Source organism: Arcicella sp. GW822-FHT02H01, from assembly GCF_058802005.1.
This window is the reverse complement of the sequence record NZ_JBXANT010000001.1, coordinates 1,370,804-1,392,225: the sequence shown is the minus strand read 5'-3', so window position 1 is coordinate 1,392,225 and position 21,422 is coordinate 1,370,804. Positions and strand designations below refer to the sequence as shown.

Genomic DNA, 21,422 nt, shown 5'->3' with positions numbered 1-21,422 from the left:
ACCAGTTTAGGATGGATTTTTCAGAAAGAGCCATTTCCTTTATTCATCGCTTAAATTTTTCTTCATACCTACTAACCCATTCATCCACAGTCACCTTATTCGCCAGTTCTCCTATTAATTGATACGGGATTTGGTCTACCTTTTTGAAGCGTATACAGCTTTTGCCCATATCAAGTTTTGTTTTAGTATATTTAGGATATTCAGCTACAAACCATTCATGCAACGAAGGGTCTGAATAGACCATCATGTGATATACCGCCACAAAGTTTTTTTGTGAAGCAATGTTCAAAAAAGGCAAAGGCAACGATGGGTCACAATGATAGCCATCTGGATAAAGTGAATGTGGCACCACATAGCCAATCATGCCGTAGCTCATTACTTCGGTAAAACCCTCTGGTAAATTTTGAAGGATTGCTTTTCGTAAAGCGTTGATAGCGAGTTTTCTATCTTCGGGTAACTGTTCAACGTATTCGTCGGGAGTTAAAGCATTGCTTTGCATAGATATCTAGTTTTGAGTCGTCATAAATGTACAAAAAAAGAGGCTATTTGAAAACAAAAGCCTCTTGATTTTACTGTAAAATTCTCTTCTGAAACTCCGTCAGATGGTCGTCCGTAAAATCTAAATGAGTTACAAACCTTACTTGGTGTTTGCCAAAGGTGGTAGCACGAATACCTTTATCATTGAGCTGTTGAACATAGTCAGCTGCTAAAATTTTATGATTCAAATTCAGAATTACAATATTGGTATCCACAGGTAAAACGTTTTCTACCTCAGGTAACTTTTCCATCGTTTCTCCAATTATGCTGGCACGAGCGTGGTCTTCTTTTAATCGATTAATATTATGGTCAAGAGCATAAATACCCGCAGCTGCCAGATAACCAGCTTGTCGCCAGCCACCACCTAAGCGTTTGCGTACTCTTTTTGCTTTTTTGATAAAGTCTTTCGTTCCCAAAAGTACTGAGCCAATAGGTGTTCCTAGTCCTTTAGATAGGCAAACCGACATAGAATCGAATACTTTGCCATATTCTAGGGGACTTTCCTGTGTCTCTACCAAAGCATTAAATATTCTTGCACCGTCTAGATGTAAAGGAATGTTATTGGCGATACAAAGTTGTTTTATCTCTTGAATATCAGCCAATTGATAATACGCCCCTCCGCCTTTGTTGACAGTATTTTCCAAAGAAACCAATGCCGAGATAGGATGATGGATATTATCAGGCTGAATTACTTCCTTGATTTGCCAAGCCCTCAACCGCCCTCTGTCGCCCTCAAGCAAATTGACAGACGCTAAGGAGTTGGCCGCAATGCCTCCGCCTTCATATAAGTAAATATGCGAAAGGGCATCACAAATTACCTCGTCACCCTGTTTTACATGAACGTTAATGGCTATTTGGTTAGTCATGGTACCAGAAGTACAAAACAAGGCTGCCTCATAACCAAACATATTGGCTGCTTTTTGTTCAAGGGCAATAACCGTTGGGTCGTCTTCAAAAACATCATCGCCGACTTGGGCAGTAAACATAGCCTCCAACATGTCAGGTGTAGGTTTCGTAAAAGTATCACTCCTTAATTCAATGGTCATGTTGTTATTAGTTTTTTGATGAAATAAGGGCAAAGATAGATATTGCGTAACTTAGTAGTGAAGGGTTTTATGGTTTTTATTACCGCAGTCGCTCGTTTCAAACGAGTGACGATTATTATCAACCCTCTGGGCTAGTTTTTCTCAGTCCTTGGTGAAGCATTGCTTGTATCTAAACTATTTTTCTACATTTAGCAAGTCTTTTATTAACATCACTTCATAGAAAAAGGCGTAAAGCTTATTAAATTGCTACAAAACTTCATTATACACACAACATCCATCATGAGATTAATTATTACCATCCTCTTTATATGCTTTACCATTCAGGCATTCTCTCAAGCTGATAAAACTAATAATGCTAAACCATTTATATTAGGCGTGATTGATGAAGTTTATTCAAAGGAGTTAGGGGAGAAAAGGATTTTAAATATTTACCTACCAGAAGGTTATAGCAAGAATGACACAGTTACCTATCCCGTTACTTACCTGCTAGATGGCTCGGCTGATGAAGATTTTATTCATGTAGCTGGAATATTTCAGTTCAATAATTTTGAATGGGTAAGTCGTGTTCCTAAATCTATAGTAGTGGGCATCGCCACAGTTGATAGGAGGAGGGATTTTACGTTTCCTACTACCATTGAAGCAGATAAAAAGAAAAATCCTACCTCTGGGCACTCCGATAAATTTATAGCATTCATTGAAAAAGAACTACAACCATTCATTCACAAAAAATACAAGACAAATAGTAATAAAACCATTATTGGACAATCGTTAGGAGGTCTATTGGCGACTGAAATTTTGCTAAAACAGCCAACGCTTTTTAATAAGTATATTATTGTTAGTCCGAGTATTTGGTGGGATAATGGTTCGTTACTTACTGTGCCGTCCGCATTGTTGCTATCTACTTTTTTGCAGAAAACCGAAGTTTATATTGGTGTAGGCAAAGAGGGACTTACACCAACAGTACCACCACGTGTAATGGAAGTAGATGCCAATTTATTAGCAGAGAAAATTAAAAGCACTCAAAGTAAAACAGTAAAAGTTTATCTGGATTACCTACCCCTGGAAAATCATGCTACCATTGGTCATCAGGCAATGGTAAATGCCTTGCAGTGGATACATGGAGATGGGAAGCGATAACAAAATGATATTTTCTATTAGCGGGTGACTTAAGTCACCCGCTAATAGAAAACACTATGCCGAGTGAGGGGCTAAGATTTAAACTTAAATGACTAAAACATATTATGGAGAAACTAACAATTATCTTTTTGTTTTTGATAAGCAATATGCAAGTCTTTTCTCAACACCAAAGTCCCAACAACAAAATAGATATTGCCTTTATTAATACAAAAAGGAAACTAGCTAAAGATTTAATGAGGGATTATTTTCTTTGTAATTGTATTAATAATGGCTTGTTAAACAATGGAGATATTACTTTCCAGAAAGATAGAACAAAATTACTATATAACGCTTGGATAAGTTATATTCAAAAAATAGATTTAGAAAAAATAGATGCATATGCTAAAAAAATAGGTGGTGATGTTTTTTTCAATAGTAAAGATGTAAAGAAACAAAGATTATTTGGATTATGTATTGATAGGTCAAGGAGTAAGGAGTTTGAAGAAATGATAGATAAAATTTCAAAAGGAGAGTTTCTTGGGCGGGAAAAAGGAGATTTTTAACATCCCCGTTTAGTTTAGTGTTTTCACTACATCACAGTGTCGGGCAATGTTACATTGCCTCCTCAAATAAACTATTATCTTTCGTCGTTGCCTGCTAAGAAGGCATGACACACCGACGTAGTGAAAAACGCTACGCCGAGCAAGGGTATAATTTACCTAATGTATAACTATTTTAAACCAGAACAATAATCCCGAAGGGATGATAGAATTATAGCATTTAGTGAAATCATCAAGCTGCAAACCCTGAAAGGGTGATAGAAAACTCCGTATCTATCACCCTTTCAGGGTTTAGGTTATAAAATCATTATTATTTTCTATAATCCTTTCATCCCTTCGGGATTGGTCATATACGATACCACCATCAATTCTTTACCCTATTCTGCTCGCTTTCAGCACCATTGGCATTGTGCTTACGCAAATTAGAAATGGCTTTGCCAAAACGATAATTAAACGACAATACAACCGTTCGGGTATCGCTTAAATTCAGGTAATTGGCTTTGGTATTAGCTAAATTATTAATCTCTCCTGCATTTCTAAAAGTATAGAATAAGTCGTTGCCTACTAAACTCAACGTGGCAGATGGCGAAAGTTTTTTGGTAATTGCCATGTTTACTCTCCCCCTTGACGAAGCGATAAATTGTGCATTGGTTACCTTACTTTGGTAGCCTCCGTCTAGCTGGGCTGTCCAGCCTTTTTGGAGTTTAAATTGGAAAATAGGACGGATAAAATAGAATGTACCTTGTGTATTGAGCGCACCTGTATAAAATGTACTATTAGTATGGATATTGGTGGCACGCACAAAAAGGTGAAAGTTAAGCCATTTGGTTAAATCAAAGCTACCATCTATGCTAATACCTTTCACAGTAACAGTGCCTAAGTTTCCCGGTCTACTGTAATAAATACCATTGACAATTTCGATGGTCTCGTTCACATCGTCTTTGGTTTTATTATAGTTTAAGGTAGTCGTGATGTTTTTCCAAGTATGGGTTAGTTCTAAATTATCTGTATAAGACGGTCTTAAAAACGGGTTACCAGTATAATAAGTAAACTTATCTAAGGGAGATAAAAACGGATTAAGGTCTTCATAGTATGGTCGGTCTATACGTCGACCATAATTAAATCCAATTGTCTGAGTGCCTGATGTATCCAGCTTATACTGTACATAAAAAGTCGGAAATAGTCCATTATAATTGCGTTTAAACGTAGAATCAGGCTTTTGAATATTCCCTAGTTGATGTCCATTAGAAATTGTATTTTCAAAACGTAATCCTAACTGTACTGCAAAGCGTTTCCAGTCTTTACTGGCGTTTAGATAACCTGCATTAATCTGTTCTTTGTAAATAAAATGGTTGGTTTTGTTATAATCTGGCGTTGTTACTTTATCAACCGTATAAAAGTAATCGGCAATATTGTCTGTTTCAGTAAAGCTTGCTTTCAAACCTGTTTCTAACTTTACGCCATTGCTCAAGGGATGTGTATAATCTGTTTTGGCTGACCAGATATTGATGTTAGAAGGCAAGTTACCCGTCAACAAATCATGACTGCTTACGCTGTTATCAAGCAAGTAACCTGTATTATCAAAGGACTGCTTACTACGAGTTTGATAGCGAAGGTAGTCTAGGTCGGCTGTTAATTCTCTTCCTTTATCATTGTATTGATGGCGATAATTAAAATTGATACCTCCATTTTTGAAGTTTCTATTTTCTTTATTCACTGCCACGATGGTAGAATCTAGTATGCCAGAAACATTGAACAAACGGCTTTTATTTAAGGTATTAACATCGCCTACGTTACTTAGTCCGTTAATCACCATCCCGAAAATGTCTTTTTTGCCCAAATAATAGTCAAACCCAAGCTTTACGTTATTACTTGTAGAGATTCGACGAATAAATGAATTTTGAAGAAAATCGGAAATAGGAGAGCCATCTTCATCAAAGAAATGACGATTAATATCCAAATCGCTAAAGCCATTGGCAACATTAAAACTAACATTGCCAAATACATTAATGTTGTTGTTGCGATACGTAAAATTAAGCCCATTGTTGGTTTTACTATATTTTCCTTGAATATAACTAACGTTAATACCTCCGTTAAAACCTTTAGTCTTGTTCCGTTTTAGGCGGATATTAATTACGCCACCATTCCCTGCTGCATCGTATTTGGCAGGTGGATTGCTCATAAGTTCTATCTGATCGACAGTAGCAGAGGAAAGTGAGCGCAGGTAATTTTCTAAATCAGCCCCTGATAAATACGTAGGTTTGTCGTCAATAAAAATCTTTACGCCGCCTTTCCCTTTCAGGCTAATTACCCCGTTTTGCTCTACTGTCACACCCGGAGATTTCTCCAACACATCTAATGCGGTTGAGCCAGCATTACTAATCAGGGCATCAACGTTTATTACCGTACGGTCAATCTTTTGTTCTACAAATTGCTTTTTAGTAGTAACCACTACTTCATTCAATTCTTTACTAGCAGGTTGCAACACAATCGTCACCACGGCATCGGGCTTTAATAATTCACTTTTGTATGAAGCAAAACCAATCATGGTAATATTAATACGGTAATTGCCCTGCTTTAGTTTATCAAACAAAAAGCGTCCCTCTGCATCAGCGAGTGCCGTTTTTACCAAGATAGAATCTTGCATTAAATATACACTCGCACCTTCAAGGGGTTTTTGAGTGGCATCGCTTATTTTCCCGCTTATCGTTTGTGCTGTTAGCGAAATAGAGGCAATAAAAAGGCAGGCGACTAAAAAAGTCACAAATGTTAATTTCATAAGATTTAGTATTAAAAATTATTAGTTTGTGTAAAAGAGATAAAAGAACTCGTCATAGCATTATTAAGCGCAAACCCTTCCTACTAGCGGTTGACTTAAGTCCTACTGATTAACCAAAAGTTGATAATTAACTGATAATCAAAGTATAACAATCTCACCCCCAGCCCCTCTCCTTCAGAGAGGGGAGCTTTAAGACCCAGAGTCTGCTCCCCTTCTCTGAAGGAGAAGGGGCTGGGGGATGAGGTTTGGAGGATGATTTAAGCCTATTCAAAGCAATTCTATCAATAATCACATCTTCATTTCAACTTTTTTAAAAGATGTGGGTAATCAATAGAACTTAAGTCACCCGCTAATAGGAAATGATTTTATCATGTTTGCTTAAAACTTCACTCTTTTTAAATCACCCACACATTATGATGATTATTTTGATTCCAAACGATTAAAACATTGCTAGTTGTGGTAGTCGTAACATAATTGCTATAGAGCGTCCAAGTGCCTTTTTTACCTTCAGTTTGTGGTGGTACAAACTTGTCTTTATAGCGTTTGAAAACCTCTTCTGGCTGACGAATACCGTTGATAATCATCTCAGAATCACTGAGTTTAAAAGAGGCATTTTTATCATCTGCATTGATTAATTTATCTTTAATCAAATCAGCCGTTATTGCTGCACCAATATCAGGCTTCTTGTTATCATATTGCGTGGTATATGGCTTATATTCAGCCTTATAAGGCTTATAAGGTGGCAGTTTCTCATTTAATGGGCCAAGTGCTTTCTGATGAACAGACAATGGTTTCAAAGTTGCTAGATTACTCTGTCTGATAGAATCTTCCAATGCCATTTTCTTGTGTTTACTAAGGCTAGTTTCTGGCAGTTCTTTTAGCTCCTTTAGCGCTTTTGGTTCTACCGATGTCGTATATACTTTAGGCTTAATTTGTTTAACTATTGGCTTTGCCGATATTGTAGTTTGTTCAGTCGTAGTTGTTACAGCATGACTGAATGCTACTTTCGTTTCCACTGCCAAATGTGCTATCTCTTTAGCATTGGTAAAAGCAGCAGTTAATAGTCCCGTAGTTAATAATGTGATGAATAGGATAGATTGCTCTCTGAAATTAAGCGATTGATTATTGCCTGATGCCATGCGTTTTACCCGATCCATCAACTGACTACGTTTCCCAGGGAAAGCCATCGCATAGGCAGGTGCTTCTAATTGATATTCTTGGCAAGATACTAAGGCACGTATATAGTCTACCTTACTGCTGGTTTGTGCCAAGGCAATATCATCGCAACAATTCTCTCTTTCTGCCCGAATCGCCGAGGACAACCACAGTACTGCAGGATTGAAAAAAAAGAAAATCTCAAGTAAGTTTTGTAACAAATTCACAAGGTAATCTCTTCGTCTAATATGTGCCAGTTCATGCACCAGTATCGCTTCTATTTCTGCTGGTGTTAAAGTAGCCATCAATCCTACAGGTACTAGAATAAGAGGCTTTAGATGACCAATCACCATTGGCACTTTGGTTAAGCTAGATTCTACAATGCCAACCATTTGGCTGATGCCTAAGCAATTGGCTAACGTTGCCACACGTTTTGCCCAAACTTCATCAACAGCAAAAAGGTTATTTCGACGTAAATGGTAAAGCTCATGTAATCCGCTCGCTAGTTGAAGGCAACGCATTAATACAATCAGAAACCAAATAAGCACTATCGTTTGGGTATGCGAGCCAATGTAAAACTGAATGGTTTGGAATACATCACTGCCAGTCGTCGATTGTTTAGTACTTGTATCGATTCCTTGTTTGATAGGCACTGCCAATTGCTTGAGCGTATGGCTAAAGGTATTACTACCCAATTCATAACAAAAGGTAATAAGAATAACCGATACAAATAATAACATATTGGATACTAATAAGTTATAGCGTACAGTAGCACTGTATTTACGTGTAAACACAATAATAAGGGCTGTAAAGATTGCTATTATTACCCCTTCCCAAAGCGAGTTTATCAGCGTATTCCCTAAAGCGACAGTGAAATTTTCCATGTTATTCCTCTAGTTTTTTGATGATATCTTTAATCTCCTGTAGCTCTTGTTGCGAATTCTTTTTGTTACCAAGTAGCTGTAAGACCAGTTTACTTGCCGAACCTTTATACATCGAATCCACAAATTTTTCTAGTAGGTACGATTTAGTTTTTTGTTCCTCCTCGGCTACGCGATAAATATGTTTCATCTGACTTTCATCTCTGATAAGCATTCCCTTTTCCGCCATCAGTTGCATAAACTTAAGGGTAGTAGCATAGTTTACGTCTTTCTGTTTTACCAGTTCGTCGTTTACTGCCCGCACAGTAGCAGGACCAATTTCCCATAGTACTTGCAGTATTTCTAGTTCAGATTTGGTAGGCTCTACCAGCTTATGTTCTTCTTTTTTATTCATGACAAAACAAAGGTAGGAAATTTTTCCTACCGTGCAAACAAAAGGTAGGATTTTTTTTCTACCTTGAGCTTGAGAAAGCTTAACCTCATGCTGATTCCTGTATCAGTAACGTTTCGGTGGGAGTAGAAAATAACCTTTTTTCTATTAGCGGGTGACTTAAGTCACCCGCTAATAGAAAGGGACTTAACCCTCATACTCTCTAAAGAGTAAAGAGTTTGTCAAAAGCTTTCGCTTAAAACGCACTATTACTGAGCAATTAAATCTTTAATATCCACACACATTTTCCTAATTCGCTCAAGTGAATGAACAGAATTATTCCTTTTATCTGCCGTTATTGTTATTTCACCTGCAGAAGTTTCTAACTGAAAAGTTGTTTTGTCTTTTAAAACAATCTCTTTATCATACTTTTGACTAACATCAAAAGTACCCTCTGGAGCAAGGTAGTTATTTAAATAACTAGTTATTCTTGACATTTTAGCTGAGTTGAAACTTGCCCCAAAAGAATAAGTTGTTTTTGTTTCTTTTGTATATATTTCGGTTTTTCCATCGCTTTTTTTAGTCAGGAAATAGAGCAAGCTAATGCTTAACGATAACAGCGTAATCGTTAAGATGATATTATTTTTTGTCATCTTTTTAAATGTTAATATGATAGATGAAGAGTGTTTGAGAGCATAGTGTTCCCGATTCATCCCTAGCGAGGGACTTAAGTCCCTCGCTAGGGATGAAAACCCGTGGGCTTTGCGTATTATTGATTGTCAGTATTTTAATCAAAACTCATCACTCACAATTCACAACTCCTACCTAGACAGATACTTGCCCAAGAAGAAATAACCTAAAAAACCAATAGCCAAACTAAAGGCGATAATTGCCGCCGCAAAGATGCCGCCTAACTGCGTAAAGCCGATAATAGTAAGTGCTATCCCAATGGCAGTTAGTACACTAAACCATTTTAAGGTGCTATGCTTGTCATCTACTTTCGCGGGCAATAGTTGGGCTATCACTCCTTCGGATGTTCCAGTTTCGACAATCTTTTTTTTCAAACGTTCGTCCAAGAACAGTTTGATGATATTCAAAATAAAACTAGTGACGAGATAGCATAATAACAAGATGACCACACTACGAAACATTTCCTCAAAAGTAGTCTTGTTGGTTAGTGGGTCAAATTCACTCTGAGCATTGGTAGACAGCGCAGAGGCAATCAATAAGGTCGATATTAATATTTTTTTCATGTCTTTTTTTTAATTGTTTATACCTCATTAGACCGACCAGCCAGATTAAAGTTGCAATGTTTTTTGAAATAATAAAGCTTGCATTCGTTTTTGATGTTCTTTCAGCATCTCCATGCACTGAAACGCCAAAATCACGATTACACCTGTACCAGCAATGGATAACATAATGCTTGGCATTACCTTCATAACAGCTTCTACGGTTGTCCATAAAAGGCAAATACTCGCCACTATGATAGCGACTGATAAGAAGGAGATAAGCAAAGTAGCCCACGGAAAAGCTTTTTTGGGTACCGCTACATGCAATTGTACTAATACCAAGGCTGACAAATCGAAGTCAAAAGTAGGGTGGGGAACATCGCCGATACCCTTAAATAAAAGTTCGTAATTGGTAGCTTTAGTACGGCAACTAGCACAGCCTTGGATATGCGCTATCTGTGCTTTGCTGATAGCTTGTGGTTCAGCTACATAAAGCTGAATCTCGTTTTCGCTGAGATGTGCTGTTATCATAACTCGTTCCTTTTATATTTTGATAAAATACTTTCCTTTAATGTTTTCCTAGCCCTGAAGATATAATTTTTTACAGTACCTTCAGGCAATGATGTAATGTCCGCAATTTCGATATAACTCAATTCTTCTTGATGATACAAGGATATTAATGTTTTGTAAAGCGGAGGAAGCAGGTCAATCTCAGCGTTTAAAATGTTAGCTAGTTCTTTCCCCAACAATACTTCTTCGACATCATTATGTGATTCACTTGTTAGTTGATTTTCAAGAGTATCATCTTCTTGCCCAAAATTTTCTAGTAAGACCAACTTCTTTTTTTCAATATACTGTAGGCAGGTATTATAAGTAATCTGACCAATCCACGTAGATAGTTTAGATTTGAATTGGAAGTCAGACAGGTTTTTAAAGACTTTTAAGTAAACATCCTGTGCAATATCCTTACGGTCGCCCGGATTGTTAATCATCTTAAAAGTCATTTGCGAAACCAGTCTTTCCGTCTGTCGGATAATCAAGCCAAACGCATGGCGGTCACCGTTTAGTACGGCAGATACCAAGCTGTGATCATCTAGATTATTTTTGTTTGCATGACTCATTATTGATTAGACCGCCCAGTGCATTTAAAGTTGCAACAATTTTAATCAAAATGATAAATATTTGAATAACGCAGTCGCTCGTATCTTACGAGTGACGACTATTATCAGCCCTCTGGGCTAGGAGACGCATTATGTTAATTTCTATTAGGGTGTGACTTAAGTCACACCCTAATAGAAATTTTAATTATTTTATATGTTTCCAAAATCTCACATTACATATTTAGGCTAGAAGCCTATAAATAGCCTTCACTCGTAAAATACGAGCGACTGCCTGAGAGGTAAAATATAAAATCACTCAATCACTAACTCGCTAATTAACTAATTAAAAAAATAGCCTCAGATTGCTCCGAGGCTATTTGTGTTTTTATTTTATCAACGATATTACGCTAAAAAGTTACCGCTAGTAATTTCTTCTAAACCATCCGTTGGGCGATTATATAGATATGAATAAGATTCATAATCTTTACCATCAATACTTACTAAAATAGATTTTCTTACGAATACACTTTCAGCAATGTTTTCTGGATAAAACTCTTCGTATTCATCCAAGATTCTGATTAATCTTATCGAATTCGATAGTTTGTATAATTCTCCCACTACTTTGCTACTTTCATCTTCAGAAGGTACAATACCCGGATATTCGCCGATATTATACATTTTTCCTTGATAAGTAGCCATGCCGATAAATTCAGAATTACGCGTGATTAACTTGTGCAATTCGTTGCCGAAGTCTTTTCTAAGGGTTCCATATACAAACAAGAATTCCTCTTTATCAGGCTCTGGTAAGACAGCTTCTTCAACTGCCAATACTAAATCCTCTTGTTCTACTACAGTTCCTTCGTTCAATACTACTTTTGAAACGATACCTTCAAATGGAGACGAAACGATAGATTCCATCTTCATGGCCTCGATAACGTACAACGGAGCATTTTTCTTCACTTCGTCGCCTGGTTTTACCAATATTCTGCTCAAACGTCCTTGTAATGGCGCACCGATGTCTCCCTTACTAGTAGCCTTAATGTGTTGCGGACGTTCAATCTTGATATTTTTATCTAAAACTTTAATTCTACGAGCTTGTCCGTTCAATTCAAACGTAACAGCACGAAGTCCAGATTCATCTGGTTCAGATTGGTACAAGTATTTTACAATGATGGTTTTCCCTTCATCGATGTTAATCAAAATCTCTTCGTCAGGTTTTAAACCATACAAAAATGCAGGCGTTGGTATCAACGATACTTCCCCATAAATTTGCTGTGCTTTATAGTAGTCTTCATATACTTTCGGATACATTTTGTATGAAAGATAATCCAATTCTATTTGCTCGCTTTCAGGGAATTTAGCCTTGAAATCTTCCATATCCTTACCGAAGTCGATAGGAGGGATGGTATCATTCGGACGAGAAGTCAAAGGTGTTTCGCCTTTCAAGATAATCTCCTGTAATTGTTTCGGGAAGCCTAAATAAGGTTGACCCAAACCTCCTTTGAAGAAATCTTTTACAGATTCAGGGAAAGAAAGCGTTGCACCTTTAGCATATACGTCTTCAGCAGTTAACGAATTAGCCGTCATAAAGATAGCCATGTCGCCAACTACTTTTGATGAAGGCGTTACCTTTACAATATCACCAAACAACTTGTTGGCTTCAATGTAATTGCTCTTCATCAATTCAAACTTATCACCCACACCCAACGCAATGGCTTGACCACGCAAGTTGGTGTACTGTCCACCCGGAATCTCATTATCATAAACCTCCGCAGTACCTGCTTTTAGTTCAGATTCAAACGGATAGTATAGCTGACGAATATCTTCCCAATAGTTAGAATATTGGTTCAATAAAGGCAAATTGATTGGGCATTCACGTTCGTTACCTTGCATCATTGCCACGATAGAGTTGAAGTTGGGCTGTGCCGTTAAGCCCGACATCGACCCTAATGAACAGTCAACAATATCAACGCCTGCTTCAATGGCTTTTAAATAAGTAGCCGCCTGAATCGAGGCAGTATCGTGTGTGTGTAAGTGTACAGGAATCGAAAGGGCTTTCTTTAATTCCGTTACTAATAGCTGTGCTTGGTAAGGTCTTAATAAACCAGCCATGTCTTTGATTGCCAAGATATGCGCTCCTTCGTCTTCTAACTGACGAGCCATATCAAGGTAATACTGCAATGAATATTTTTGATTCGTAAATACATCCCCAGTATAACAGATAGATGCTTCGGCAATGGCATTAGTACGCTCGCGAACGGCTTTGATAGAAACCTTCATGGCCTCTACCCAGTTCAATGAGTCGAAAATACGGAAGACATCAATACCCGTTGCAGCAGATTTTTCTACGAATTTCTCAATCAAGTTATCTGGATATGCAGAATATCCTACCGCATTTGAACCACGGAAAAGCATTTGCAAAAGCATATTCGGCATGGCTTCGCGGAATTCTTCAAGGCGTTTCCAAGGAGATTCGTTCAAGAAACGCATCGCTACGTCAAAAGTAGCACCACCCCAAACTTCCATTGAAAATAATTGTGGGAAGTTCTTAGAATAGCTTTCTGCCACCGCTACCATATCTTTCGTACGTACACGGGTCGCTAATAACGATTGGTGACCGTCTCTGAAAGTAGTATCGGTATATAAAATCTGCTTTTGCTCTTTAATGTACTGACTGAATTTGTCAGCACCCATCGAATCCAACAATTGCTTGTTGCCTGCTGGATGTTCAGAGAAAGGATTGAACGCAGGTACTACTGGCGTACGGAAAGTACGTTCGTTTTTAACCTTTACATCTGGATTACCATTTACTACCACGTCGCCAAGGTAACGCAATACTTTCGTAGAGCGGTCTCTTGAAGTCTTAAAGTCGAATAATTCAGGATGCGAGTCGATAAACTGTACCACGCATTTTCCTTTTTGGAAAACTGGGTGCGTAATTACGTTCTTAAGGAATGGAATATTGGTTTTTACCCCACGGATACGGAATTCAGTCAAAGCACGAGAAAGACGTTCTGACGCTCCTTTCAACGTTCTACCACGGGCAGATACTTTCACCAACATCGAATCGAAGTAAGGCGAAATTTTTACCCCTGGATACGACGACCCTTCATCTAAACGAATACCAAAACCTGCCGCATTACGGTAAGCGATAATTGTCCCGAAGTCTGGTTTGAAACCATTAGCAGGGTCTTCCGTAGTGATACGACATTGAATAGCATAACCATTCAATGGAATATCTTCTTGTTTCAGGATAAAGATATTGCTATCTGAAAGCTTGTAGTTTTGGGCAATCAAGATTTGCGTTCTTACAATATCAATACCCGTTACTTCTTCTGTAATAGTATGCTCTACCTGAATACGTGGGTTTACTTCGATAAAGAAGATGTTTTCGTCTTTATCCACCAAGAATTCTACGGTACCAGCATTATAATAATTTACGGCTTTACCGATAGATAAAGCATATTGGTATAATTTCTGACGGGTCTCTTCTTTCAAACCAAAAGAAGGGGCTACTTCAACTACTTTTTGGAAACGGCGTTGTACCGAGCAATCACGTTCATAAAGGTGAACAAGGTTTCCATGTTGGTCACCCAATAACTGTACTTCAATGTGTTTTGGTTGGTCGATAAATTTTTCGATAAAAATAGTATCATCACCAAACGCATTTTTCGCTTCGTTTTTCGCTTCGCTGAATGCCTTTTCTAAAGACTCTTCTTCACGTACAACACGCATTCCTCGTCCACCGCCACCAGCAGCAGCTTTTACCATTACGGGGAATCCAATTTTACGTGCTTCCGAAAGGGCGATATCATAATTGATTAAATCTTCTTTCGAATCTTCAATCATCGGAACCTGCGCTTTCCTAGCAGCTACTTTAGCGGCTACTTTGTCGCCAAGGGCATCCATGGCTTCGGGCGAGGGCCCAATAAATTTGATGCCTTCTTCACGGCAACGACGTGCCAGCGTAACGTTTTCAGAAAGAAAGCCATACCCTGGGTGAATTGCGTCTACATTCTTTTCTTTACAAAGCTGAATGATTCCCTCAATATCCAAATAAGGCTTTAATGGTTCGTCATCTTTCCCGATTTGATAAGCCTCGTCGGCTTTGTATCGGTGAAGAGAGTAACGGTCTTCGAACGTATAAACGGCAACGGTGCGAATACCTAGTTCAGAGGCAGCACGCATAATACGGATAGCTATTTCACCACGATTGGCTACCAAGAGACTGTTGATTTTTTGGACGTAAGGCTGAGCCATATTTCAGAGATTGGTTGTCGGTTACTGGTAATTGCTTAATTGAATCGTCAATGTGTTATAGAAATCACAACTTATTGATAATTATTAATAAATTATAATCTACGAAACAAAAACATATTAAATCATACAAAAATCAAAAATAAATTGGGTATTTTCTTATATATGCACAAGAAAATTTGGCATATATTAGAAAGTTACAATTTTGTTGTGTTTAGGTACTATTTTGAAAAAGACTAGCATAAAATATTCATTTAAAATAAACCTGACGAAAATCATATTTATATGAAATGCAAATCATTTAGGGTTTTTTAGGCTTCAAATACCTTTATCCTACTAAAGTAAACCTTTAAAAAGAATAGCGATGATTGTTAACCACTTTTAACAGATACCATAAATTTTCATTAAAAAAAAACGCATCACTATATCAGCTACTAAAAGCTGAGCAAAATATTCACTAATACACCGTTTACTACCTGTAGCTGTTTCTGTGTTCAGAAATGGTTACAGGTATATTAATATATAGCCGTTTTTTTTGTCATATTTGTGCAAAAGTGAGTATGAAAATTGGACTAAGGAAATAAACCCAGCGTGACCCTCTATGCCATTGGTTTAGGTATAAATTATCTGTAGCTGATTATTGTTCTGCAAAGATTTCCGCATGCAACTTTTTTCATACTATCAGCATCTTGTTTTCTGTAAAAAGTACTATCTTACAATCGAAAACTTATACTATGAAACAACGAATTTTGCTGGTAGATGCCCTAAGGGGCTTTGCCTTATTAGGTATTATTCTGGCACATATCGGAGGCTGGTTTATTGCAGGGGCTATCCCTAACGAAGTATGGCAAAAATACCAAACCGATATAGGGAGTACTATTGTCAATTATATCGATGCTATTTTTATTTCGGGCAAATTCTATACTTTTTTCTCCTTCTTTTTTGGGGTGAGTTTTGCGATACAGTTGCTTCAACGCAAAGAAGATGACAACCGTTTTTTGCCTAGGTTTATGTGGCGTCTCATCATTTTATTTATCATCGGTTTTATCCATCATATTCATTGGAAAGGCGACATTCTGGGCATTTACGCCTTCCTTGGCTTTTTTATGATACTGTTCAGAAATGCCAGCGAAAAGATTTTGCTAATAGCGATTTTGTTTTTTACCCTGAATGTCCCAAGTTTTATCCATGAAGTAATAGCCTATAATAAACCTCCTGAAAAGCCAAAAACAGAAAAAGAACAAAAAGCTGAACAAGCGAAGTCAGAGAAAGAAACTGCCAAAAGTTATTATACCTTAAAGAAAGGTACGTATGCCGAAGTAATCGTGCAAAATTTTAAAGACTTTAAATTCAAAGCCAGATTTCAATGGGAATCAGGAAGGATTTTCGTGACGTTCGGCTTTTTCTTGTTGGGGCTATTAGTAGGCAAACGCAAGATTTTTGAACAGTTAACTGAAAATAAAAGCCTGATTAAAAAGACAATGTGGTGGTCTATCGGAGTGAATGTTTTTATCATTGCCTTCTTTTTAACGATTGATATTGCACAGCTTTGGGACAAAATGCCAAAATGGTTTGGCATGGTTGGCAATTTCTTGTTTTCGCTACATTCACTATTAATGACGATTTTCTACATCACAGGGATGTTGCTATGGCTTAGTAAAAAATACATGACTGGCGTACTAATTAACTTTTCAGCCATTGGCAAAATGGCATTGACCAATTATTTATTACAAAGTGCTATTGGCGTGATGCTATTTTATGGCATAGGTTTTGGGTTGGCTGGCGACATTAGTCCTGCTTGGTGTTATGGAATAGGTATCGTAATTTTTTGTCTTCAGATTGTATTCAGTAAGTGGTGGCTGAGTAAGTTTAAATATGGCCCTATGGAATGGCTTTGGCGTTCTGCTACTTATTTGAAGTGGCAATAGGGATTTGTGAGTTAGTGATTGAGTGAGTTAGTGATTGAGTGAGTTAGTGAATTGTGATTGAGCGAGTTGTGAGTTAGTCTCGCGCAGTCGCTCGTATTTTACGAGTGACGCCTATTCGCATAAGCCCTCTGGGCGAACGTTGAATTAGAAAGGAAACGTTGAATCAGAAAGGGTTTACAATATAGAATAGTAAGTTAGTGGATTGTAAATTAAGCCGAAGCCCCTAGCGTCTAACTCACTCATTCACCATTTACTCAATCACTAACTAACAACTCTCGCATTTATCTTACAACCGAAGACCGAAATCTGATAACTGACTACCTATATCCCAAATCCGAAGACCGAAATCCGAAGACCGACCACCTATAGCCTTCTGCGTCAAGCCAATTTTTAATTTCTATGCCCCTGTTTTTATTTCCACTACTTTTAAGATAACTTGCAGTTCAAATTTACAGAATGGGGGAAATGTTATTTTCTAAGAAAAGCCCATCTACTTTACAAAAACAATGGAACAACAAAAACCAATCATAGGAATAACTTTAGGAGATTATAATGGTGTAGGTCCTGAGGTAATTTTGAAAGCATTGACTAGCAACCGTATCTTAAAGATGTGTACGCCTGTTATTTATGGTTCACAAAGAGTATTTACTTATTACCGAAAAGCACTAGATTTAAAAGATTGGGCGCTACACAGTATCCCGAGTATCGACCAAATCAATCCGAAATTTACCAACGTAATTACGTGTTGGGACGACAAACAAACCGAAGTAAACCCTGGCAAAGTAACGCCAGAAGCTGGTGCGGCTGCTTTGGCTTGCTTACAAAAAGCTACTGAAGATTTGAAGGCTGGGCATATTCATGCTATCGTGACGGCTCCTATCAATAAAAATAATATTCAATCAGCAGAATTTAAATTCCCCGGACATACTGAATACTTCACCGAAGCGTTTGAAGCTAAAGAATCTTTGATGTTTTTGGTGTCGGATGTGCTAAGGGTTGGAGTAGTCACTGGGCATATTCCCTTAGGAAGAGTACGAGGAGCAATTACACAAGAAAAAATTACTCAGAAGCTCAACCTGATGTTTACGTCTTTGATAGAAGATTTTGGGATTCAAAAACCTAAAATCGCTGTATTGGGACTAAACCCACATGCTGGTGAAGACGGGCTATTGGGTAATGAAGAGAAAGAGGTAATTAGTCCAGTATTAGAACAATTCAGAAAAAAAGGAAGCTTGGCTTTTGGACCTTTTCCTGCAGATGGATTTTTCGGAAATGCTCAATTCAAACAGTATGATGCCGTATTGGCGATGTATCATGACCAAGGGTTGATACCTTTCAAATATATATCATTTGAAAATGGCGTTAACTTTACTGCGGGCTTGTCGGTAGTACGTACTTCGCCAGACCACGGTACTGCCTATGATATAGCAGGTAAAAATATAGCCAAAGAAACATCGATGCTAGAAGCCATCTTTACGGCTATTGATGTAATACGGAATAGAAAAGAGGTAGTGGCGGTTAGCGAGCAGGTAAACTAAACTTATTCTTTAGGAAGAGGTTTAAATGCTTCAGTTCTCTTTAGAAAAGCTATTAAGTTTAATTTAATTACTTATCCCTAGCGAGGGACTTAAGTCCTACTGATTATTCACAAGTATGTAAGTAACTGATAATTAATGCATAATAACCTCATCCCCCAGCCCCTTCTCCTTCAGAGAAGGGGAGCAGACTCTGGGTCTTAAAGCTCCCCTCTCTGAAGGAGAGGGGTTGGGGCGGCCGCCGCTGCGGGTGAGGTTTCAACAATATTATTCAATCTAAATTCAACCTTAATTAACAATGTCAATCGAACAACAATCACGTCGTGACTTTTTGAAAAATAGCTTGATAGCTACTGCAGGAGCAACGCTTCTTTCTAATGATTTATGGGCTGCGAAAAAAGAGGCTCGTCATATTGGCGTACAGTTGTATTCTGTCCGTGATGCCATCAAAGTAGATGCCAAAGGCACGTTAGCTAAAGTGGCTAAAATGGGTTACAAAGAAGTAGAAGGCTTTGGATATTCAGGTGGAAAATTCTTTGGATTAACGCCAGATGACTATGCTAAAACGTTGGCTGATAATGGTTTGAAAATGCCATCTGCACATGCTATGGTGACTTCAAAAGACTATGCAAACGGACAGCTTTCGGATGATTTCAAGAAATTGGTAGAAGATGCTATCAAGGTTGGACAAAAGTATGTGATTGCTCCGTATATGTCAGACCCAGACCGTTTGATTGGTAAGCAAATGGCTGAAACTTTCAACAAAGCAGGTGAATATTGCAAGGCTTCAGGCGTGAAATTCGGATACCATAACCATGATTTTGAATTCAAGAAGTATAATGGCGAACAACTTTATACGACGCTTTTGGACAATACCGACAAAAACTTGGTGACATTCGAAATGGATTTATACTGGGTAGTAGTAGGCGGTGAAAAACCAATAGAATGGTTCAAGAAACACCCAGGCAGATTTACGCATTTCCACGTAAAAGACCACGATCCAGTTAAAAACGTGACCGTAGAAGTAGGAGAAGGCGATATTAACTTCCAAGAAATCTTTAATGCAGCTAAAATTGCAGGAGCAAAATATTTTGTGGTAGAATTAGAAAACTACAAACGTACGCCAATGGAAGGTATCGAAATCGGCTTGAACAACTTGAAAAAGTTAAAGTTTTAGGCGCTAATTTTTCTGTAAAGTATTAATCTGTTAAATTTGTAAACAGAAAAATGAACCTGTCACCTCTGTGGCAGGTTTTTTTAGTAACACTCGTACCGAAGAGAGCAGAATTAATGATCGGTTCGAGCAACAATTATGAAGAAGAAAGTTTTAATAGCGGATGATATGCACCCAAGCATCCTGACGATGCTGGAAGAATTAGGTTTTTTACCCGACTATCAACCCAATATTCAACGTCCTGAATTATTAAGCATCATCAAAGATTATGAAGGGTTATTGATTAGAAGTAAAACCAAAATAGACAAAGAGTTTTTAAGCCATAATCAAAAACTAGCATTTATCGGTAGGGCAGGAGCTGGGCTAGATTTGATAGATATCGAAGCTGTAGAACAATTGGGTATTAAACTATTTGCCGCCAACGAGGGTAATTCAGATGCTGTAGCAGAACATACTTTGGGTATGTTGTTGAGCTTATTCAATAAAATCAATGGGGCAGATGCGGAAGTACGCCAGAAAATTTGGCTCCGCGAAGCCAATCGTGGTATCGAACTAAAAGGCATGACGGTGGGCATTATTGGCTATGGCAACATGGGAAAGGCACTTTCTGAACGATTGGTAGGCTTTGGTGTAGAGGTATTGGCTTATGATTGTTACAAAACAGGCTTTTCGTCAAACTTGGTAAAGGAAGCTAGTATGGAGGAAATCTTTGAAAAAGCAGATGTACTTTCACTGCACGTTCCATTGAATCCTTCTACCAAAATGTTGATAAATGACGACTATCTGGCAAAATTTAAGAAGAATATTTTCCTGATTAATACCTCTCGAGGAGAAGTTGCCTCGATAGCTTCGGTATTGAAACATTTGCAAAACGGAAAACTCAGAGGGGCTTGTTTGGATGTACTAGAAAATGAAAAGATGAAGCAACTTTCTGCTGAACAGGAAAGTCAATATGATCAATTGTTTCAGTTGAAAAATGTAATATTAACCCCACATATCGCTGGCTGGACGGTAGAAAGCTACCAAAAAATCAATGAAGTGTTGATTGAGAAGATAAAGGCGATGTAATGTAATGATTTGATGATTTGAGAATTTGAAGATTTGAAAATGATTATGATTAGACAACTTTTGAAAAGTTGTTTAATCTGTTTAATTCTATTTCTTTCTATTAGCCGGTGACTTAAGTCACCGGCTAATAGAAAAGATTAGTTGCAAGTGAGATTGATTTCCATTTTCAAATCTTCAAATCACCAGATTTTCAAATCAAACGACTAAACTTTTCTCCCCAAGTAAACAGAATAATCTGTCAGCCTAGATTCATACTCACCATTCATCAATGGCGAAGTCATCATAAAGTCAGCCGTAGCACGGTTGCAAGCCATCGGAATATTCCAAACTACACCGAGGCGAAGTAGTGCTTTAATATCAGGGTCGTGCGGTTGCGACGACATAGGATCCCAGAAGAAAATAATCAAATCTATCACACCTTCGGCCACCAAAGCTCCAATTTGTTGGTCGCCACCAAGAGGTCCACTTAATAGTTTAGCGACAGGTCGGTCGATAGATTCCTCCACCAGTCTGCCCGTCGTACCTGTAGCATATAATTCATGTCTTGATAATACACCCCTGTTATAATATACCCATTCAATCAATTCAGATTTTTTATTATCGTGTGCAATTAGGGCTATTCTTTTGCGAGGCTTTAATGTTCTAATATTCGACATTATCGTTAGATTGTTTTTACTTAGTTAAGTG

At 37.8% G+C, this 21,422-nt stretch carries 17 protein-coding genes; 6 read left to right on the top strand and 11 right to left on the bottom strand.

Features of this window, described 5'->3' with window-relative positions; translation table 11 throughout:
- Nucleotides 1-43: 43 nt before the first annotated feature.
- Nucleotides 44-499 (bottom strand): DUF1801 domain-containing protein, encoded by a 456-nt coding sequence (locus AC1RNE_RS06030; RefSeq protein ID WP_492800124.1) that lies wholly within the window; start codon nt 497-499, stop codon nt 44-46.
- Between the two features lie 70 nt (nt 500-569).
- Nucleotides 570-1,583: a threonine aldolase family protein gene (locus AC1RNE_RS06025; RefSeq protein WP_492800123.1), complete on the bottom strand. Its 1,014-nt coding sequence runs from the start codon at nt 1,581-1,583 to the stop codon at nt 570-572.
- A gap of 279 nt (nt 1,584-1,862) precedes the next feature.
- Here AC1RNE_RS06025 and AC1RNE_RS06020 point away from each other — a divergent pair, with 279 nt between their 5' ends.
- A complete protein-coding gene (locus tag AC1RNE_RS06020) occupies nt 1,863-2,720 on the top strand; it encodes an alpha/beta hydrolase (protein WP_492800122.1) in 858 nt (285 codons plus the stop codon).
- 104 nt (nt 2,721-2,824) lie between these two features.
- Nucleotides 2,825-3,262: a hypothetical protein gene (locus tag AC1RNE_RS06015; protein WP_492800121.1), complete on the top strand. Its 438-nt coding sequence runs from the start codon at nt 2,825-2,827 to the stop codon at nt 3,260-3,262.
- Nucleotides 3,263-3,623: 361 nt separating this feature from the next.
- Here the strand turns inward: AC1RNE_RS06015 and AC1RNE_RS06010 are convergent, their stop codons facing one another.
- From AC1RNE_RS06010 to AC1RNE_RS05975, 8 genes are all read right to left on the bottom strand, one after another.
- Nucleotides 3,624-6,038, bottom strand: coding sequence for a TonB-dependent receptor (locus AC1RNE_RS06010; protein ID WP_492800120.1), 2,415 nt, complete (start codon nt 6,036-6,038; stop codon nt 3,624-3,626).
- Nucleotides 6,039-6,433: 395 nt separating this feature from the next.
- Nucleotides 6,434-8,077 carry a M56 family metallopeptidase gene (locus AC1RNE_RS06005; protein ID WP_492800119.1) on the bottom strand — a complete coding sequence of 548 codons (1,644 nt, stop codon included), beginning with the start codon at nt 8,075-8,077 and terminating at the stop codon, nt 6,434-6,436.
- A gap of 1 nt (nt 8,078) precedes the next feature.
- On the bottom strand, nt 8,079-8,468 hold the full coding sequence (locus tag AC1RNE_RS06000) for a BlaI/MecI/CopY family transcriptional regulator (protein ID WP_309923508.1): 390 nt from the start codon (nt 8,466-8,468) through the stop codon (nt 8,079-8,081).
- A gap of 245 nt (nt 8,469-8,713) precedes the next feature.
- Nucleotides 8,714-9,097, bottom strand: coding sequence for a hypothetical protein (locus AC1RNE_RS05995; RefSeq protein ID WP_492800118.1), 384 nt, complete (start codon nt 9,095-9,097; stop codon nt 8,714-8,716).
- A gap of 168 nt (nt 9,098-9,265) precedes the next feature.
- Nucleotides 9,266-9,697, bottom strand: coding sequence for a hypothetical protein (locus tag AC1RNE_RS05990; protein WP_492800117.1), 432 nt, complete (start codon nt 9,695-9,697; stop codon nt 9,266-9,268).
- 45 nt (nt 9,698-9,742) lie between these two features.
- Nucleotides 9,743-10,204, bottom strand: a complete 462-nt coding sequence (locus tag AC1RNE_RS05985) for a hypothetical protein (protein WP_492800116.1) — start codon at nt 10,202-10,204, stop codon at nt 9,743-9,745.
- Complete coding sequence (locus AC1RNE_RS05980) at nt 10,201-10,794, bottom strand: RNA polymerase sigma factor (protein WP_492800115.1); 594 nt, start codon at nt 10,792-10,794, stop codon at nt 10,201-10,203. Before AC1RNE_RS05980 ends, AC1RNE_RS05985 begins: the two co-directional genes overlap by 4 nt.
- Nucleotides 10,795-11,175: 381 nt before the next feature.
- Entirely contained in the window at nt 11,176-15,033 is a 3,858-nt protein-coding gene (locus AC1RNE_RS05975) for a pyruvate carboxylase (RefSeq protein ID WP_492800114.1), read from the bottom strand.
- 731 nt (nt 15,034-15,764) lie between these two features.
- On the opposite strand from AC1RNE_RS05975, the gene AC1RNE_RS05970 reads away from it, so the two are divergent.
- The 4 genes from AC1RNE_RS05970 to AC1RNE_RS05955 all read left to right on the top strand — a co-directional run bounded on the left by AC1RNE_RS05970 (nt 15,765) and on the right by AC1RNE_RS05955 (nt 20,735).
- Nucleotides 15,765-16,958, top strand: coding sequence for a DUF418 domain-containing protein (locus AC1RNE_RS05970; RefSeq protein WP_492800113.1), 1,194 nt, complete (start codon nt 15,765-15,767; stop codon nt 16,956-16,958).
- Nucleotides 16,959-17,464: 506 nt separating this feature from the next.
- Nucleotides 17,465-18,496: a 4-hydroxythreonine-4-phosphate dehydrogenase PdxA gene (pdxA, locus tag AC1RNE_RS05965; RefSeq protein WP_492800112.1), complete on the top strand. Its 1,032-nt coding sequence runs from the start codon at nt 17,465-17,467 to the stop codon at nt 18,494-18,496.
- A gap of 295 nt (nt 18,497-18,791) precedes the next feature.
- Nucleotides 18,792-19,670, top strand: coding sequence for a sugar phosphate isomerase/epimerase family protein (locus AC1RNE_RS05960; protein ID WP_492800111.1), 879 nt, complete (start codon nt 18,792-18,794; stop codon nt 19,668-19,670).
- A gap of 135 nt (nt 19,671-19,805) precedes the next feature.
- Nucleotides 19,806-20,735 carry an NAD(P)-dependent oxidoreductase gene (locus AC1RNE_RS05955; protein ID WP_492800110.1) on the top strand — a complete coding sequence of 310 codons (930 nt, stop codon included), beginning with the start codon at nt 19,806-19,808 and terminating at the stop codon, nt 20,733-20,735.
- Nucleotides 20,736-20,938: 203 nt separating this feature from the next.
- Here the strand turns inward: AC1RNE_RS05955 and AC1RNE_RS05950 are convergent, their stop codons facing one another.
- Nucleotides 20,939-21,391: a methylglyoxal synthase gene (locus AC1RNE_RS05950; protein ID WP_492800109.1), complete on the bottom strand. Its 453-nt coding sequence runs from the start codon at nt 21,389-21,391 to the stop codon at nt 20,939-20,941.
- Nucleotides 21,392-21,422 lie beyond the last annotated feature (31 nt).

What these genes read in the sequence shown, in the direction of transcription:
- AC1RNE_RS06025 (WP_492800123.1), bottom strand. Translation starts at nt 1,583, where the DNA reads ATGACCATTGAATTAAGGAGTGATACTTTTACGAAACCTACACCTGAC.
- AC1RNE_RS06005 (WP_492800119.1), bottom strand. Translation starts at nt 8,077, where the DNA reads ATGGAAAATTTCACTGTCGCTTTAGGGAATACGCTGATAAACTCGCTT.
- AC1RNE_RS05975 (WP_492800114.1), bottom strand. Translation starts at nt 15,033, where the DNA reads ATGGCTCAGCCTTACGTCCAAAAAATCAACAGTCTCTTGGTAGCCAAT.
- AC1RNE_RS05970 (WP_492800113.1), top strand. Translation starts at nt 15,765, where the DNA reads ATGAAACAACGAATTTTGCTGGTAGATGCCCTAAGGGGCTTTGCCTTA.
- AC1RNE_RS05995 (WP_492800118.1), bottom strand. Translation starts at nt 9,097, where the DNA reads ATGACAAAAAATAATATCATCTTAACGATTACGCTGTTATCGTTAAGC.
- AC1RNE_RS05985 (WP_492800116.1), bottom strand. Translation starts at nt 10,204, where the DNA reads ATGATAACAGCACATCTCAGCGAAAACGAGATTCAGCTTTATGTAGCT.
- AC1RNE_RS06030 (WP_492800124.1), bottom strand. Translation starts at nt 499, where the DNA reads ATGCAAAGCAATGCTTTAACTCCCGACGAATACGTTGAACAGTTACCC.
- AC1RNE_RS06020 (WP_492800122.1), top strand. Translation starts at nt 1,863, where the DNA reads ATGAGATTAATTATTACCATCCTCTTTATATGCTTTACCATTCAGGCA.
- AC1RNE_RS06000 (WP_309923508.1), bottom strand. Translation starts at nt 8,468, where the DNA reads ATGAATAAAAAAGAAGAACATAAGCTGGTAGAGCCTACCAAATCTGAA.
- pdxA (WP_492800112.1), top strand. Translation starts at nt 17,465, where the DNA reads ATGGAACAACAAAAACCAATCATAGGAATAACTTTAGGAGATTATAAT.
- AC1RNE_RS05990 (WP_492800117.1), bottom strand. Translation starts at nt 9,697, where the DNA reads ATGAAAAAAATATTAATATCGACCTTATTGATTGCCTCTGCGCTGTCT.
- AC1RNE_RS05960 (WP_492800111.1), top strand. Translation starts at nt 18,792, where the DNA reads ATGTCAATCGAACAACAATCACGTCGTGACTTTTTGAAAAATAGCTTG.
- AC1RNE_RS05955 (WP_492800110.1), top strand. Translation starts at nt 19,806, where the DNA reads ATGAAGAAGAAAGTTTTAATAGCGGATGATATGCACCCAAGCATCCTG.
- AC1RNE_RS05950 (WP_492800109.1), bottom strand. Translation starts at nt 21,391, where the DNA reads ATGTCGAATATTAGAACATTAAAGCCTCGCAAAAGAATAGCCCTAATT.
- AC1RNE_RS06010 (WP_492800120.1), bottom strand. Translation starts at nt 6,038, where the DNA reads ATGAAATTAACATTTGTGACTTTTTTAGTCGCCTGCCTTTTTATTGCC.
- AC1RNE_RS05980 (WP_492800115.1), bottom strand. Translation starts at nt 10,794, where the DNA reads ATGAGTCATGCAAACAAAAATAATCTAGATGATCACAGCTTGGTATCT.
- AC1RNE_RS06015 (WP_492800121.1), top strand. Translation starts at nt 2,825, where the DNA reads ATGGAGAAACTAACAATTATCTTTTTGTTTTTGATAAGCAATATGCAA.